The organism is Tsuneonella sp. HG094, from assembly GCF_053819285.1.
The window spans coordinates 473,675-487,974 of sequence record NZ_JBSORA010000001.1 but is presented as its reverse complement, the minus strand read 5'-3'; the positions used below and the strand labels follow the sequence as shown (position 1 = coordinate 487,974).

18 protein-coding genes are annotated in these 14,300 nt (G+C 68.2%); 5 read left to right on the top strand and 13 right to left on the bottom strand.

Annotated elements, in window-relative coordinates:
* Positions 1-6: 6 nt before the first annotated feature.
* The 10 genes from ACWPMX_RS02425 to ACWPMX_RS02380 all read right to left on the bottom strand — a co-directional run bounded on the left by ACWPMX_RS02425 (position 7) and on the right by ACWPMX_RS02380 (position 9,446).
* On the bottom strand, positions 7-1,464 hold the full coding sequence (locus tag ACWPMX_RS02425) for a UDP-N-acetylmuramoyl-tripeptide--D-alanyl-D-alanine ligase (RefSeq protein WP_455698462.1): 1,458 nt from the start codon (positions 1,462-1,464) through the stop codon (positions 7-9).
* On the bottom strand, positions 1,461-2,948 hold the full coding sequence (locus tag ACWPMX_RS02420; protein ID WP_455698461.1) for a UDP-N-acetylmuramoyl-L-alanyl-D-glutamate--2,6-diaminopimelate ligase: 1,488 nt from the start codon (positions 2,946-2,948) through the stop codon (positions 1,461-1,463). Before ACWPMX_RS02420 ends, ACWPMX_RS02425 begins: the two co-directional genes overlap by 4 nt.
* Positions 2,945-4,666, bottom strand: a complete 1,722-nt coding sequence (locus tag ACWPMX_RS02415) for a peptidoglycan D,D-transpeptidase FtsI family protein (protein WP_455698460.1) — start codon at positions 4,664-4,666, stop codon at positions 2,945-2,947. The genes ACWPMX_RS02420 and ACWPMX_RS02415 overlap by 4 nt, the downstream gene beginning before the upstream one ends.
* The gene (locus ACWPMX_RS02410; RefSeq protein WP_455698459.1) at positions 4,663-5,145 is read right to left on the bottom strand and encodes a hypothetical protein; all 483 of its coding nucleotides are present in this window, start codon (positions 5,143-5,145) and stop codon (positions 4,663-4,665) included. Before ACWPMX_RS02410 ends, ACWPMX_RS02415 begins: the two co-directional genes overlap by 4 nt.
* Positions 5,142-6,113: a 16S rRNA (cytosine(1402)-N(4))-methyltransferase RsmH gene (gene rsmH / locus ACWPMX_RS02405; RefSeq protein WP_455698458.1), complete on the bottom strand. Its 972-nt coding sequence runs from the start codon at positions 6,111-6,113 to the stop codon at positions 5,142-5,144. The genes ACWPMX_RS02410 and rsmH overlap by 4 nt, the downstream gene beginning before the upstream one ends.
* Positions 6,110-6,592 (bottom strand): division/cell wall cluster transcriptional repressor MraZ, encoded by a 483-nt coding sequence (locus tag ACWPMX_RS02400; protein ID WP_455698457.1) that lies wholly within the window; start codon positions 6,590-6,592, stop codon positions 6,110-6,112. Before ACWPMX_RS02400 ends, rsmH begins: the two co-directional genes overlap by 4 nt.
* 328 nt (positions 6,593-6,920) lie before the next feature.
* Entirely contained in the window at positions 6,921-7,667 is a 747-nt protein-coding gene (locus ACWPMX_RS02395) for a DUF4350 domain-containing protein (protein ID WP_455698456.1), read from the bottom strand.
* Positions 7,657-7,992 (bottom strand): hypothetical protein, encoded by a 336-nt coding sequence (locus tag ACWPMX_RS02390; RefSeq protein WP_455698455.1) that lies wholly within the window; start codon positions 7,990-7,992, stop codon positions 7,657-7,659. Before ACWPMX_RS02390 ends, ACWPMX_RS02395 begins: the two co-directional genes overlap by 11 nt.
* 46 nt (positions 7,993-8,038) lie before the next feature.
* Complete coding sequence (locus ACWPMX_RS02385) at positions 8,039-9,037, bottom strand: cysteine synthase A (RefSeq protein WP_455698454.1); 999 nt, start codon at positions 9,035-9,037, stop codon at positions 8,039-8,041.
* Positions 9,038-9,128: 91 nt separating this feature from the next.
* The gene (locus ACWPMX_RS02380) at positions 9,129-9,446 is read right to left on the bottom strand and encodes a 2Fe-2S iron-sulfur cluster-binding protein (RefSeq protein ID WP_455698453.1); all 318 of its coding nucleotides are present in this window, start codon (positions 9,444-9,446) and stop codon (positions 9,129-9,131) included.
* A gap of 92 nt (positions 9,447-9,538) precedes the next feature.
* On the opposite strand from ACWPMX_RS02380, the gene ACWPMX_RS02375 reads away from it, so the two are divergent.
* Positions 9,539-10,156, top strand: a complete 618-nt coding sequence (locus ACWPMX_RS02375) for a DNA-3-methyladenine glycosylase family protein (protein ID WP_455698452.1) — start codon at positions 9,539-9,541, stop codon at positions 10,154-10,156.
* A 68-nt stretch (positions 10,157-10,224) separates the two neighbouring features.
* Here ACWPMX_RS02375 and ACWPMX_RS02370 read toward each other — a convergent pair whose 3' ends face one another.
* Positions 10,225-10,563, bottom strand: coding sequence for a hypothetical protein (locus ACWPMX_RS02370; protein ID WP_455698451.1), 339 nt, complete (start codon positions 10,561-10,563; stop codon positions 10,225-10,227).
* Between the two features lie 176 nt (positions 10,564-10,739).
* Here ACWPMX_RS02370 and ACWPMX_RS02365 point away from each other — a divergent pair, with 176 nt between their 5' ends.
* Positions 10,740-11,546: an SDR family oxidoreductase gene (locus ACWPMX_RS02365; RefSeq protein ID WP_455698450.1), complete on the top strand. Its 807-nt coding sequence runs from the start codon at positions 10,740-10,742 to the stop codon at positions 11,544-11,546.
* Here the strand turns inward: ACWPMX_RS02365 and ACWPMX_RS02360 are convergent, their stop codons facing one another.
* A complete protein-coding gene (locus tag ACWPMX_RS02360) occupies positions 11,547-11,834 on the bottom strand; it encodes a 4a-hydroxytetrahydrobiopterin dehydratase (protein WP_455698449.1) in 288 nt (95 codons plus the stop codon). It lies immediately after the preceding gene.
* A 52-nt stretch (positions 11,835-11,886) separates the two neighbouring features.
* Here ACWPMX_RS02360 and ccmA point away from each other — a divergent pair, with 52 nt between their 5' ends.
* The 3 genes from ccmA to ACWPMX_RS02345 all read left to right on the top strand — a co-directional run bounded on the left by ccmA (position 11,887) and on the right by ACWPMX_RS02345 (position 13,432).
* Positions 11,887-12,459 (top strand): heme ABC exporter ATP-binding protein CcmA, encoded by a 573-nt coding sequence (ccmA, locus tag ACWPMX_RS02355; RefSeq protein WP_455698448.1) that lies wholly within the window; start codon positions 11,887-11,889, stop codon positions 12,457-12,459.
* A complete protein-coding gene (locus ACWPMX_RS02350) occupies positions 12,456-13,112 on the top strand; it encodes a heme exporter protein CcmB (RefSeq protein WP_455698447.1) in 657 nt (218 codons plus the stop codon). The genes ccmA and ACWPMX_RS02350 overlap by 4 nt, the downstream gene beginning before the upstream one ends.
* Positions 13,113-13,246: 134 nt before the next feature.
* Positions 13,247-13,432 carry a hypothetical protein gene (locus ACWPMX_RS02345; protein WP_455698446.1) on the top strand — a complete coding sequence of 62 codons (186 nt, stop codon included), beginning with the start codon at positions 13,247-13,249 and terminating at the stop codon, positions 13,430-13,432.
* 3 nt (positions 13,433-13,435) lie between these two features.
* On the opposite strand, the gene map is transcribed toward ACWPMX_RS02345, so the two are convergent.
* Positions 13,436-14,263 (bottom strand): type I methionyl aminopeptidase, encoded by an 828-nt coding sequence (gene map, locus ACWPMX_RS02340; protein ID WP_455698445.1) that lies wholly within the window; start codon positions 14,261-14,263, stop codon positions 13,436-13,438.
* Positions 14,264-14,300: the final 37 nt, after the last annotated feature.

Genomic DNA, 14,300 nt, shown 5'->3' with positions numbered 1-14,300 from the left:
CGGCTCCTAACGCCCGCGGTCGACGAGGTGCGCCACCAGCCTCCCGAGACCGACCGAGTTCGATCCCTTGACCAACACCGCATCGCCGCCTGCGAGCCCGTATTCCTCCAGCGCCGCGATCGCTTCGCCGGGACTGCCGCAATGCGCGAAGGTCAGGGGTGCGGCAAGCGGACCGCCGCCGCCTTTCCCCAGTTCGCGCGCGAGGGCGAGCATCTCGTCGCCCACCAGCACCAGATGATCGACATGCGCTTCGCCGATGGGCTCCACCAGCCCGGCGTGCATGGCGGGGGCGAAGTCGCCCAGTTCCTTCATGCTGCCGAGCACCGCGATCCGCCGGGTGGCGGGTGTCTGGCCGAGCTGGCGCAGGGTCGCGCGCATGCTGGCGGGGTTGGCGTTGTAGCTTTCGTCGATCACCAGCGCGTGCCCGCCCGGCGCCGCGACCCGGTGCCGCGCCCCGCGGCCCTTCAGCCCGCCCATCTCGGCCAGCGCGAGACCGGCGGCGGCCAGATCGCCGCCCGCCACCTTCACCGCCGCCATCACGGCGAGCGAATTCATGATCCAGTGATCGCCCGGTTCGGCGACCGAATAGACCAGCCGCGTGCCGTCGATGTCGGCCGTCACCAGCGAACCGCCGTTGGCCGAGGGGATGGCATCGAGCAGCCGCGCGTCCGATCCCGCCGCGCGGCCGAAGGTCATGACCTCGACACCCGCCTGCCGGGCATGGACCAGCAGCCGGTCGTAGTGGACGCTGTCCGACGGGATCACCGCGGTGCCGCCCTTCACCAACCCGCTGAAGATCTCCGCCTTGGCATCGGCGATCGCTTCCTCTGAGCCGAGGTTCTCGATGTGCGCCGGCGCGATCGTGGTGATCACCGCGACGTGGGGCTGCACCTGCCGGGTCAGGCCGTCGATCTCGCCCGCGTGGTTCATGCCCATCTCGAATACGCCAAACTTCGCGCGCGAAGGCATCCGCGCGATGCTGAGCGGCACGCCGACGTGGTTGTTGTAACTGCGCACGCTGCGATGCGCCGCACCCCGGCTCGCGCGGTCGAGCGCGGCGAATATCGCTTCCTTGACCCCGGTCTTGCCGACCGAGCCGGTCACCCCGATGCGCACCGCGGCGGCGCGGGCGCGCGAGGCGGCGGCGAGCTGTTCCAGTGCAACGGTCGTGTCTGGAACGATTATATGGGGCCAATCAACCGCTTCATTGACGAGCGCGGCGGCGGCACCGTTGGCAAAAGCCTTGTCGATGAAGCGGTGGCCGTCGGTCGCATCGCCCTTCAGCGCGACGAACAGGTCGCCCGAGCGCACGTCGCGGCTGTCGATCTCGACCCCGGCACACTGGAACGCGCCGCTGGCAACTCCGCCGGTGGCAGCGGCGATTTCCTCCGAGGTCCACAGGGCAAGACGCAGGCCATCGCGCTTCTCTCGCGGCCATGCGCGCAGGGCGGAATGCATGGTCATGCCACTTCCCCCGCCCCGGCGGCTTCGCGCGCCACAGTCACATCATCGAACGGCAATACCCGCATGTCGTCTCCCGATCCGACGATCTGTCCCTGTTCGTGTCCCTTGCCGGCGACGAGGACGATGTCGCCCGCCTGCGCCAGCGCGACCGCGGCGGCAATCGCCGCGCGCCGATCACCGATTTCCCGCGCCCCGAGCGCGCCCGCGAGCACCTGCCGACGGATGTCTGCCGGGTCTTCGCCGCGCGGATTGTCGTCGGTCACGATCACGAAGTCTGCGCGCTCGGCCGCGACGCGGCCCATCTCGGCGCGCTTGCCGGTGTCGCGGTCGCCGCCCGCGCCGAACACCACGATCAGGCGGCCACGCGGGCTGTCGGCGACGTGCGGGCGCAGCGCCGCGATCGCCGCTTCGAGCGCGTCGGGCGTGTGCGCATAATCGACATAGACCGGAGCGCCGGAGCGGGTCAGCGCCGCACGCTCGAGCCGTCCGCGCACCGGCTGGAGCCGGGTAAGGCCGTCGAACGTCGTCACCGGATCGCCGCCCGTCGCGATGACGAGACCCGCCGCGACGAGCGCATTGGCCGCCTGGTACGCACCGATCAGCGGGAGGTTGATCGTCCGCGTCTGCCCGGCGTGCTCGATCTCAAGCACCTGGCCAAGCTGGCCGGGGGTGCGGGCGACGAGACGGATCCCCTTTTCGGAATCTCCCTCGCCGCCCACTGAGCATACGCGGAGACCCCTCTGCCGCGCATGCCCGATAGCCCGTTCGGCCCATCCATCGCCGTCGGAGCAGATCACTGCTGTGCCGTCATCCGCCACGACCTCGTCGAACAGCCGCATCTTGGCGGCGAAGTATTCGTCCATGTTCGCGTGGTAATCGAGGTGGTCGCGGCTGAGATTGGTGAAGGCCCCCGCGGCGACCCGCAGGCCCTCGTTGCGAAACTGGCTGAGGCCGTGGCTCGACGCTTCGTAGGCGACGTGGGTCACCCCTTCGCGCGCGAGTCCGGCCATGTTGCCTAGGAACGTGACGATGTCGGGCGTGGTCAGCCCGGTCGACACGCTTTCGTCAGGCGTGGTCACGCCGAGCGTGCCGATCGACGCGGCGCTCAGGCCCGCCATGCGCCACAGCTGGCGCGTCATTTCGACCGTGGAGGTCTTGCCGTTGGTCCCGGTTACCGCGACGATCGTTTCGGGCACCGGGGTGAAGAACGCCGAGGCCAGCCGGGCGAACGCTCGGCGCGGCTCTGCATCGGCGATATGGAGCGCGCCCTCGACCGTCACGCCAGGCTCGGCGACCACGGCGATCGCACCGGCGGCGATCGCGGCGGGGATGAAATCCTCGCCGTTGACCTTCGCACCCTTGAACGCGCCGAACACGGTACCCGGCGCGACCTTGCGATGGTCGATCGCGATCCCGGTGACGATCTCCTCGCCTGCGGCACCGGCATCGAAGTCGGCCGCACCAGCGATCTTGCCGAGTTTCATTCGCCCTTCCCCTTGGGAACGAGCGGGGCAAGATCGGTGAGGTCGACGTCGCGCGCGGAATCGGGCGCAACGCCCAGGATCGGCCCGATGCGCGGCACGAGGCGCGCGACGACGGGCGCGGCAGTGTAGGCGGCCGTGCGCTGGAAGCTGGAGGCGAGCGTGCCCTTGGGCTCGTCCATCATGATGATCACGACATAGCGCGGGCGATCCATCGGAAACGCGGCGGCGAAGGTCGAGACGAGCGAGGTCTTTTGATAGCCGCCGTTGCCCGGCTTTTCGGCCGACCCGGTCTTGCCGCCCACGCGGAAGCCCGGCGCGTCGGCCTTGCGACCGGTGCCGTAGACGGTGATCATCCGCAGCAGCTGGTTCATCCGCGCCGAAGTGCTTGCCTTGAACACGCGGTGTCCCTTGGCCGCCTGCCCCGGCGCAACCTTGTGCATGGTCGCGGGGCGCCAGATGCCGCCGTTGACCATGGCGGAATAGGCGCTGGCGAGGTGCAGCGGGGTGACGGCGATGCCGTGGCCATAGCCGACCGTCATCGCGCGCAGCATGGGCCAGTCGCCGCTCGCCCAGATCGGGAAGCCCTTGGCCGGAAGCTCGATCTGGGCGCGCTGGTTCATGCCGAGATCGGCCATCGTCTTCTTGAGCCGCGCCGGCCCCAAGTCCTGCACGATGTGCGCGGTCACCACGTTCGACGAATGGATAAGCATCTCGGGCGTATTGAGCGACGCACCGAGCGGGTGGCTGTCCTTGATCGTGAACCCGCCATACGGGAACGGGTTGGCGTTGTAGCGGCGCGACAGGTCGGTGATCGTGCCGGCGTCGATCGCGGCGGCCACCGCCAGCGGCTTGAAAGTGGAGCCCAGCTCGTAGACCTGGTTGGTCACGCGGTTGAACATGTTCGCCGCGCCCGCCGCATCGATGTGATTGGGATCGAATTCGGGCAGCGAGGCAAGCGCCATGACCTCGCCGGTATCGACGTCGAGCACGATGCCCGCCGAGCCGATCGAGTTGGTCGCGCGCATCTGGCGCGTCAGTTCGTCTTCCAGCGCGCCCTGCACGCGGACGTCGATCGACAGTGGAACGGAGGTGCCGCGCGTCGCGGGGTCGCTGAGCTTGTCGTTCAGCACCGCTTCCATGCCGACGCGGCCCTTGCCGTCGGCGCCGACGTAGCCGAGCACGTGCGCGCCCATCGACCCTTGCGGGTAGTGGCGGTCGGTTTCCTGCGGCAGTTCGAGCGCGAGTTCGCCGAGCGCGTTCACCTTGTTCGCTTCCTCGGGCAGCACGCGGCGACGCAGGTAGCCCGCCTTGCCCTTGGCAAGGCGGTCGGCAAGCTCGGTTTCGTCGATATCGGGGAAGATCGCCTTGAGCTGCTTCGCCACGCTGCGCGGCGACTGGACTAGCGCACCGCCGTCGCCGAGCGCCTCGGGATTGAACCACAACGCAAAGGCCGGGAATGCGCGCGCCAGCGGCTCGCCATTGCGGTCGGTGATCTCTCCGCGCGGGGGGAGCAGCGCCTCTTCGAACGAGGTTGCCTGACGGCCGCTGCCGGTAAGCCCCAGGAAGCCGATCCGCAGGATCGCTGCGAGCGCGAGCAGCGCGAACAGGCCCGCGACCAGCAGCACGCGGAGGCGGGCAACGGTCAGCGAACGCTGGCGGAGAGTGACGAGCTGGACACGGCCGGAATGGATCGCCGTGCTGTAAGTCAGCGCGTTCACTGGGCGGCCGCCTCGGCAAGGAAATCGCCACCGTTGCTGAGCTTGTCGGCAAGCGACTGCGCCTGCTCGACCGGGCGCACGGGGCGGCCGGTCAGCGGCGAGACCATCGCGGGGAACTTCGCTTCGCCGGCGTCGTCTTCGGCCCGCGCAACGCGGATCGGGCTCGGCGCGGCGGGGGCACGCGGCTCGCCGAGCGCGGCAAGCTGGCGTTCGCCTTCGAGATATTGGCCCGGCCCCGGCGCTTCGTAGCCGAAATCGACCGAGTTCCACTGCGACAGCTGCTGCTGGCTTGCACGGGTCTCGAATTCGGTTTCGAGCAGGATTTTCTCGCGCTGCAGGGCCAGGATCTGGCGTTCGGCAAGGCGCACCTCGCTGCGGACGGAATTGACCTTGAAGGTCAGTCCGACGAACAGCGCGAACACCATCGCGAGGGTGGCGAACCAGCCGAGCTGGCGGATGCGGCTGCCGGCGGCGATCATGCGGCCCTCCCCGCCTCTTGCCGCGCAGGGGCGGCGGTGCGAACCGCGTGGCGCAAGGTGGCCGAGCGGGCGCGCGGATTGCGGGCCACTTCGGCGTCGGTCGGACGAACGCCCTTCGAAACGCGGGTAAACACGGCGGGCTTGTCTTGCGCCTGCGGCATGTGGCGCGAACCGCCCTGCACCGCCGAGGCATCGCGCAGGAAGCGCTTCACGATGCGATCCTCAAGGCTGTGGAAGCTCACCACCGCCAACCGCCCGCCTTCGCCGAGCAGCGTCTCGGATGCCGCGAGCGCGGTTTCGAGCTCCTCGAGCTCGCCGTTCACATGGATGCGTACCGCTTGGAAGCTGCGGGTCGCCGGGTCCTTCGGCGCGCCGGGACGATAGCCGAGCGCTTTGCGGACCACGCGAGCAAGGTCGCCGGTGGTCGCGAGCGGGCGGGCAGCGACGATCGCGCGGGCGACGCGGCGGCTCTGGCGCTCCTCGCCGTAGGTATAGAGCACGTCGGCGATTTCGCCCTCGTCCGCCTCGTTCAGGAAGTCGGCCGCACTGGGGCCGTCCTGGCTCATGCGCATGTCGAGCGGACCCTCGGACGAAAACGCGAAACCGCGCTCGGCCTGATCGAGTTGCATCGATGAAACGCCAATATCCAACACAATCCCGTCGACGCGCGCCAATCCCGACTCGGCGAGCGCGTTAACCATTTCGGAGAAGCGGCGCGGATGGAGAACCAGCCGGGGCGGGTTTTCCGCAGTTTCGGGCCATTTTTCTCCCGCAGCGATCGCATCGGGGTCGCGGTCGAAGGCGTGGACGGTCGCGCCCGCCGCAAGCAGCGCACGGGTGTAGCCGCCTGCACCGAAGGTCGCATCGACGACCACGTCGCCCGGCTGCGGGGCGAGCGCCGCGACGACTTCCCCGAGCAGGACGGGCAAGTGCGGGGCGTTGGCGGGAACGGGGGCGGCGGGCGTCACTTGCCCTTCCCCTCGGCCTGGAACTGCGCGCAGGCGGCTTTCGCGGCGGCCCAGGCGTCGTCCATCTTCATCAGTTCGGCGGGATTCCAGATCGTGAAATTGCGGCCGCCGCCCTGGAAGAACAGCGCATTTTCGATACCGGCGAGCATCCGCAAGTGATCGGGCAGGACGAAGCGGCCCGAGTCGTCGAACGGCACACGGGCGAAACCGAACAGCTGCTGGGCGCGGGTGTCGCGGTCGAAATCGGGACCGGCGCGGTCTTCCTCTCGGTCGAGTTGGGCGTCGAGTTCGGGAAGGCGCGAAAGGCCGAAGCCGACCAGGCAGGTGAAGCGCGGGTGCTTGTCGAGGCAGAGGATGCGGCCGTCGCTCGATTCCTTGACCGCGCTGCGGAAGAGCGGAGGCAGCACGAACCGGCCCTTGTCGCCGAGCGGCGAGAAGGCCTGTCCACTGAACCCTCCGAACTGCAACGCCGTCGCCAATGCCCGTCCCCCGACCCGCAGGCCCACCCCGAGGACACGACTCTCCCGCCGCCACCCGCGCAGGCGCAGATGGATCGCACCGAGATGGAATCAGTGCGGCGTGGAACGCTGTGTCCGATGAGCCGGTGTCTTAACTTTCTTGACCCCGGGATGGAAGGGAAAAGTGCGGGAAATCACGGGATGAAGCGGTTAACAGTGTCGATACGTGTGGAAAACACGCCGGGCGTGCACCAGCACACCCGCGCAGCAGGCGACACTAACAACGCAATTCCGGGATTTTTGGGCGAATTCCGGGTCGTCCCGTGATTTCCCCGACTGGGACAGGAACTTAGCGGGCGAAGGCCGCCTTCGTCAGAGCCGAAAGCGCGGCTCGCGAATCGCTTTCGGGGTCGAGAACGGACGCATCGGCGACGATCACGGCGCTTCCTTTCCCGATCCGGCAGGTCGCGATGACGTCGACCGCCGACAGGTTGCACTCCGCCTGCGCGCCGGGCGCTACCCTGGCGAACGTTCCGGCGAGGTCGACCGGCAGCGCCGCGCCGCCAAACGTGATCTCGCGCACGCCCTGCGGCTGTTCGTCGTCGAAGCGGAGTTCGAGTCCCCAGCGGCGAAGGATCGGCGACAGCAAGACCATGTCCTGCGGGCGTCGTTTGTCGCCCAACTGGAACCGCGAGTGCTGGGTCAGGAACGGGTCGGCAAACAGGAGCAGCCGCCCGCCCGCGCGAACCCAGTCATCGAGCGCGACGTTCTCCGCCGGGGCGAGCGGGCGCGGCTGGGCCATGACGAGGCGTTCGAGCTTCGCAAGCTCACCCTCGTCGAGCGTATCGATCGGGACCAGATGGCTGTCCGTCTCGAGAGCCTCCTTCGCCCAGTGGCCGCTCCCGCCCCCGTCGAGCGCCTCGGCCATGCCATCGGTTTCGGCCCAAAAGATCGGCAGCGAGGTGAACAGACCCAGCGCGGGCCTGGCTGAGGCAGGAGGCGGAGGACCGGGGAAGACTTGCCCAGCCAGCGCGATTCCGGCGACGAGCAGCGCTGCGGCGCCCACCGCCGCGATCGCCTTGATTCTAGGTGCCATCGTCGGGCGCCGCCGCCGACGGCGTTTCGGCGCCCTCTGCGGGGAGGTCGGGCACGACCCCCGCATCGGCGAGCGGGTCGCTCACCGGCACGGCTGCCGCAGGAGCGACGGTCGATGCCGCCTGCGGTACCGCGGTCTGCTCGCTCTGCTTGGCGCGCTCCTCGATCACGTTGGCAAGGCCCACGATCAGCACGATGCCGAAGAGCAGCGAGATGCCGACCTGCAGGCGCTGCATGGCCTGCGCGCGCGTGCCGCCCAGCGGACCGAACGTTTCTTCGGCCTGCGGGTCGGAGTCCAGCTGAGGTACGGGCGGTCGACCAGCCATCGGCCGCCAAGCTAGCCGATGGGCGGCCCCAGTCAACTTGCGCACGTCAGTCGGCGCGCAGCCAATCGAACACGGGCAGCCCCTTCGCCGCCAGCCATTCGGCGGAATAGAGCGTCGAGAGATAGCGGAAGCCGGTGTCGCACAGGATCGTCGCGACCCGTGCTTCGGGTCCGAGTTGCTTGCCGAGCGCCACTGCGCCCGCAACGTTGATCCCGGAAGACAGGCCGAGGCACAGCCCTTCCTCGCGCAGCAGCCGGGCGACCCATTCGAGGCCTTCCTCGTCCGACACGCGGAACTGCGTGTCGATCGGTGCCTCCTCAAGGTTGCCGGTGATGCGGCCCTGCCCGATACCCTCGGCGACCGAACTGCCCTCGGAGGCCAGCTCACCGGTCGCATAGTAGCTATAAAGCGCGCCGCCGTGGGGATCGGTCAGCGCGATCGTCACGCCTTCGTCCCGCTCCTTGAGGCCCATCGCCACTCCTGCGAGCGTACCGCCGGTACCGACCGAGCAGGTGAACCCGCTGACCCGGCCTTCCATCTGGTCCCAGATTTCGGCAGCGGTGGTCTCGATGTGCGCCTTGCGGTTGGCGGTGTTGTCGAACTGGTTGGCCCAGATCGCACCAGGCGTTTCCTCGGCCAAGCGGCGGCTGGTGTGGATGAAGTGGTTCGGGTCCGAATATTTGGTCGGCGGCACCAGCACGAGCTCGGCGCCGAGCGCGCGGAGCGTGTCCATCTTCTCATGACTCTGGTTGTCCGGCATGACGATGATCGTGCGATAGCCGAACGCATTCGCGACCAGTGCGAGTCCGATGCCGGTGTTGCCCGCGGTCCCTTCGACGATCGTTCCGCCCGGCGAGAGCTCGCCCCGTTCCCGCGCATCGAGCACGATGCCGAGCGCCGCGCGATCCTTCACGCTGCCACCGGGATTGAGGAATTCGCACTTGCCGAAGATGTCGCAACCGGCTGCCTCGCTGGGCCCGGCGAGCCGGACGAGCGGGGTGTTGCCGATGAGGTCGAGTGCGCGCGCGCGGACTGCTGCGGTCATGGTGCTTGGGCTAGGGGCGCGTCCGCGGGGCGGCAACGCAGTTCCGGTTTGCGAACTGTTACCGAACCTTGCGGGAACGGAATCCGGCCGCTCAGTCTTCCTGCGCGATCGTGACGCGCAAGCCGTCGAGCGATTCGGTCAGCGGTACCTGGCAGCTGAGGCGCGAATTCTCGTCGCGGTGGTCGCTCGAATCGAGGAGGTCGTCCTCGTCCTCGCTCATCGCCGGAAGCAGGTCCTTGAACGCCGGGTCGACGTGAACGTGGCAGGTCGCGCACGAACAGCATCCGCCGCACAGCGCCAGCAGTTCGTCGAAGCCGTTGTCGCGGATCGCTTCCATCACCGTCAGTCCTTCGGCTGCGTCGACAGTCGATTCCTCACCGGCACGGTTGACGACGATCAGCTTGGGCATCGGTAGCGGTCCTCTCGTTCACGCCCCCTGTCGGGCGGTCGGCGCGGCTGCTAGGGGCTGGCGGCCGTTTTGGCAATATCGGGAGAGCCGGGTTGGGACTGACCGCCACGCAGATCAAGGACAGCCTCGACGCCGTCGCCGCGAAAGAGCCCGCGATCGCGCGCGCGCTCGCCGCCGCCGGCTATCCCGAACCGCGCATCCGCGACCGGGGGCACGTGACGCTGCTGCGCGCCATCGTCGGCCAGCAGGTCAGCGTCGCGGCGGCGGCGAGCATGTGGAACAAGCTGGCGGCCGAAGTGGGCGAGGACGTCGACCCGTCCGAGCTGCTCGCCCGCGATTTCGACACTCTGCGCGCCTGCGGGCTGTCGCGGCAGAAACAGGGCTATGCCCGCTCGCTATGCGAACTGGTCGCGGCGGGCGCGATCGACTTCACCGCCCTCCCCGCCGACGACGAGGAAGCGATTGCGCTCCTCACGCAGATCAAGGGCATCGGCCGCTGGACCGCCGAGATCTACCTCCTCTTCGCCGAAGGCCGCCCGGACATCTGGCCAGCCGGCGACCTCGCGGTGCAGGCAGGGCTAGGCAAGATCCTCGGGCTGGAGTCCCGGCCGACCGAAAAGGAAACCCGCGCGCTGGCGGAAGGCTGGCGACCGCATCGCGGTGCGACGGCTATCTTTACGTGGCACTGCTATAATAATCCGGCGCTTTAGGGGGCAGCTGTCGACATGAGGGTCTTCTCGCCAGGGGGTTAAAAGTCCCGCGCGGTCATTATGGGCATCTAGTCGTGGGGCACACCGTGATGGCCCATCTTGCCGAGCCAAACATCCTCGAGCCAAGCCAGATTGGGCCATTGAGCGATCTGATCGCCGATCATTACAGCTATCTGATCGGTGAGGTCGGGATGGTCTCTCCCCTGCCAATTCGCCCACGAGCGAACACCTTCCATCGCGCGCGCTTTGGCGAAATTGGAAAGATCGACCCTGAATATGAAGGGGATCGTCGCGGTGATCGGTCCTTCAAACTCCTCCCGAGCGCTCATCGGGCGCTGTTGAGCTAAATCGGCCCACGCATTGTTCAGGTCGTTCAAGTTGCCGAAGCTATTCCAATCGGGGTTCAAATAGCGCTCCTCACGTTATGAAGTCCAAGATAGTGCCGGGTCCCCTTGGTTCAAATCCGATGTTCAGCGTGCGCGCCGGCCACGGGGTTGATAACCGACATCGGAAGTAAAGTGGTCGTCTACACCCGTAGCAATCCGCCACCTTTCGCGCTAACCCGGGCCAAAGGGAGAGGCGCATGAGCCAGCGGAAGGCTATTTTCATCACCGGCGGGGGATCGGGCATCGGGCGCGCAATCGCGGAGTATTTCGCGCAGCGCGGATGGTTCGTCGGGGTCGGCGATATCGACGAGGCGGGGATGCGCCAGACGCTCGCCAACATCGGCAACGGGTTCACCTTCGCCCACAGGTTCGACGTGCGCGACCGCGCGGCGTGGGACACCGCGCTCGACGCATTCTCGACCGCCGCGGGCGGGCGGATCGACGTGGTCGCCAACAACGCCGGCATCCCGCTCGGCGGGACGATCGACAGCAACACGACCGAAGAGATCGAGCGCTGCCTCGACATCAACCTCAAGGGCGTGCTGTTCGGCGCGCAGGCCGCCTTGCCGCACCTCATGAAGACCGCGCCGGGATCGTGCCTGCTCAACACCGCGAGCGCGGCGGGCATCTACGGCACCAGCGGCGCGAGCGTCTATTCGGCGACCAAGTTCGGCGTGCGCGCGATCACCGAGGCGCTCGACGGTGAATGGGCCGAGCACGGCATCGCGGTGCGAGACCTGATGCCGAGCTTCATCGACACCCCGCTGCTCGACCACAGCCCCAACCAAGGCTCGAACGAGGCGATCCGCAACCGCGTGCTCGGCGCGGGGCTGGAGATCACCCCGGTGGTCGAGGTCGCGCAGGGCGCGTGGGACGCGGTGCACGGGCAGAAGCTGCACACGCTCGTCGGCAAGACCGCGCGGCGGCTCGCGTTCGGTGCGCGCTGGATGCCGGGCAAGCTGCGCGACCAGGCGCGGCGCCTCGCCCGCCCGCTCGGCAGCTGATCAGAGCGCGTCGATCGCCTTCGCCATCGCGACGTCGCGGGTACTGAGGCCGCCCGCGTCGTGCGTGGTCAGCGTGATCTCGACCCGGTTGTAGACGTTGAACCATTCGGGATGGTGATCGGCCTTTTCGGCCAGGATGGCGACCCGCGTCATGAAGCCGAACGCCTCGACGAAGTCGGCGAAGGTGAACGTCCGCTCGATCGCCTTGCCCTCGCGTGAGAGCGCCCAACCCGAAAGCTCGGCAAGCGCGGCGGTCCGCTCGGCGTCGGTCAGTTCGGCGATGGGCACTGCACTCTCCTCGGCTTGTCGCGATGCGGGCCATGGCCTAACGCATCCGCCGATGGAAGGGGTCCGTCTCACTGCAACCGATCTTGCCTGCCGCCGGGGCGACCGGGTGCTGTTCGCGGGCCTCACGTTCGCGCTCGGCCCGGGCGAGGCGCTGCAAGTCGTCGGCGCGAACGGGACCGGCAAGTCGAGCCTGCTGCGCATCCTCGGCGGATTGCTGCGGCCGTTCGCCGGCTCGGTCCAGCGCGAGGGGCCGCTGGCGCTACTCGACGGCAACCTGCCGCTCGACGAACACCTACCGCTGGGACAGGCGCTGGCGTTCTGGGAGCGGATCGACGGTGCCGATCAAGCGCTCGATCAGGGACTGTCGACATTGTTCGATGTTCCAGTGCGCTTCCTCTCCACCGGACAGCGCAAGCGCTCGGCGCTGGCCCAGAGCCACCCCCGATCGGGCGGCATCTGGCTGCTCGACGAACCATTGAACGGCCTCGACGCCGCGGCCGCCGAAATGCTGCAGGCGCACGTCTCGGCACACTGCGCGGGCGGCGGCATCGCGGTGATCGCCTCGCACCAGACGCTCGGCATCGAGAGGCTCAGGCGGATCGACCTCGCGGAATTCGCCGCGTGAAACTGTTCGCCGCACTGCTGCGCCGCGACCTCGGGCTGCTGTTCGGTGGCGGCCGGGGCGGCCCGTGGCTGCCGGTGCTGTTCTTCGTCGCGGTGGCGGTGCTGTTTCCCTTCGCGGTCGGGCCCGACGCGCCGCTGCTCGCGCGGACCGGCGGAGGAGTGCTGTGGGTCGCCGCGCTGCTCGCCGCGATCCTGCCGATCGACCGCCTGGTCGCGCCGGACCTCGAGGCGGGCTTCTTCGACCAGTTCGCGCTGCGCGGAATATCGGAGGAGCTGGTGCTGGCCGCGCGCCTGCTCGCCCACTGGCTCAGCTTTGGCCCGCTGCTCCTCGTCGCCGCCCTCCCCGCGAGCGCGCTGCTCGGCCTGTCCGGTGAGACAACCCGCACGCTGCTCCTCGGCCTGCTGGCTGGCACTCCCGGCCTCGCCGCGATCGGCCTCACCATCTCCGCCCTTACAGCCACCCTGCGCGGCGGCGCGGCACTCGGCGGCCTGCTGCTGATCCCGCTCGCGGTGCCGGTGCTGATTTTCGGCGCGGGCGCGCTCGCCAACCCCGATGGCGCGGGACTGGCGCTGTGTGCGGCGATCAGCCTGGCGCTGTGTGCCGTGTCGCCGTTTGCCGGGGCGGCGGCGGTGCGGGCGGCGCGGGAGAGTTGAGCGTGGGAAGGCGTGCGCGATACCTCATTTCTCGAGATCGCCAGTCGTCTCAATTGACCGAAATCGACCCAGGATCTGAACAGAGGTTTCGGTCAGACAATGGTCGCCGGCAGTTCTTGATGGAATCGGCTTGGGTGGTAACGCTGACCGCCCCCTCTTACGCTCTTGTCAACGAGATGGGCGTGCAGACCGAATACTCTGCTGTCGCGATAATTCCCGGAATGGCGTTCTTCATGTTCAGCCGGGCGCTCACTTGGTGGAATCGCAAGCGAGGCAAGCGCTTCAGCGCCTACGATTACAACGACTTCAATGGCGACTGACGCTCAGCCGTAAGGCGGCCTGTCCCGCCCCGTCGGGCTCAGCGTGAAGATCTCGTTCCCGGTCTCGGTGATCCCGATCGAGTGCTCGAACTGCGCGCTGAGTGACTTGTCGCGAGTCACCGCGGTCCAGCCGTCCGAGAGCAGTTTCACCCACGGGCGGCCGAGGTTGATCATCGGCTCGATGGTCATGAACATGCCGGGGCGCAGCTCCGGGCCCGTGCCTGCCTTGGCGGCGTGGACCACTTCGGGCGCATCGTGGAACAGGCGGCCGAGGCCGTGGCCGCAGAATTCGCGCACCACGCCGTAGCGGTGCTTTTCCGCGTGCGCCTGGATCGCCGCGCCGATGTCGCCCAGACAGTTGCCGGGCTTGGCCTGCTCGATGCCGATCATCAGGCATTCGTGCGTTACGTCGACCAGCTTCTTCGCCTTCAGCGGCACGTCGCCGACGAGGTACATGCGGCTGGTGTCGCCGTGCCAGCCGTCGAGCAGCGGGGTCACGTCGATATTGACGATGTCGCCGTCCTTCAGCGCCTTGTCCGACGGGATGCCGTGGCACACGACATGGTTGATCGAGATGCAGCACGAATGCGCATAGCCGCGATAGCCCAGGGTCGCCGGAACGGCGCCGCCGTCGAGCGTCATCTGCCGCACCACATCGTCGAGCTCGCCGGTGGTCACCCCCGGCTGCACCATCGGCGCGAGGGCATCGAGGATTTCGGCGGCAAGGCGGCCGGCTTTGCGCATACCTTCGAACCCGGCGGGTCCATGCAGCTTGATGGTGCCGTCGCGGATGACGGTTTCGGTACCTGTGACGGTCTGGTATTCGGTCATGCCAAGCATATAGGCCTAAACCTCACTTTCGTCATCC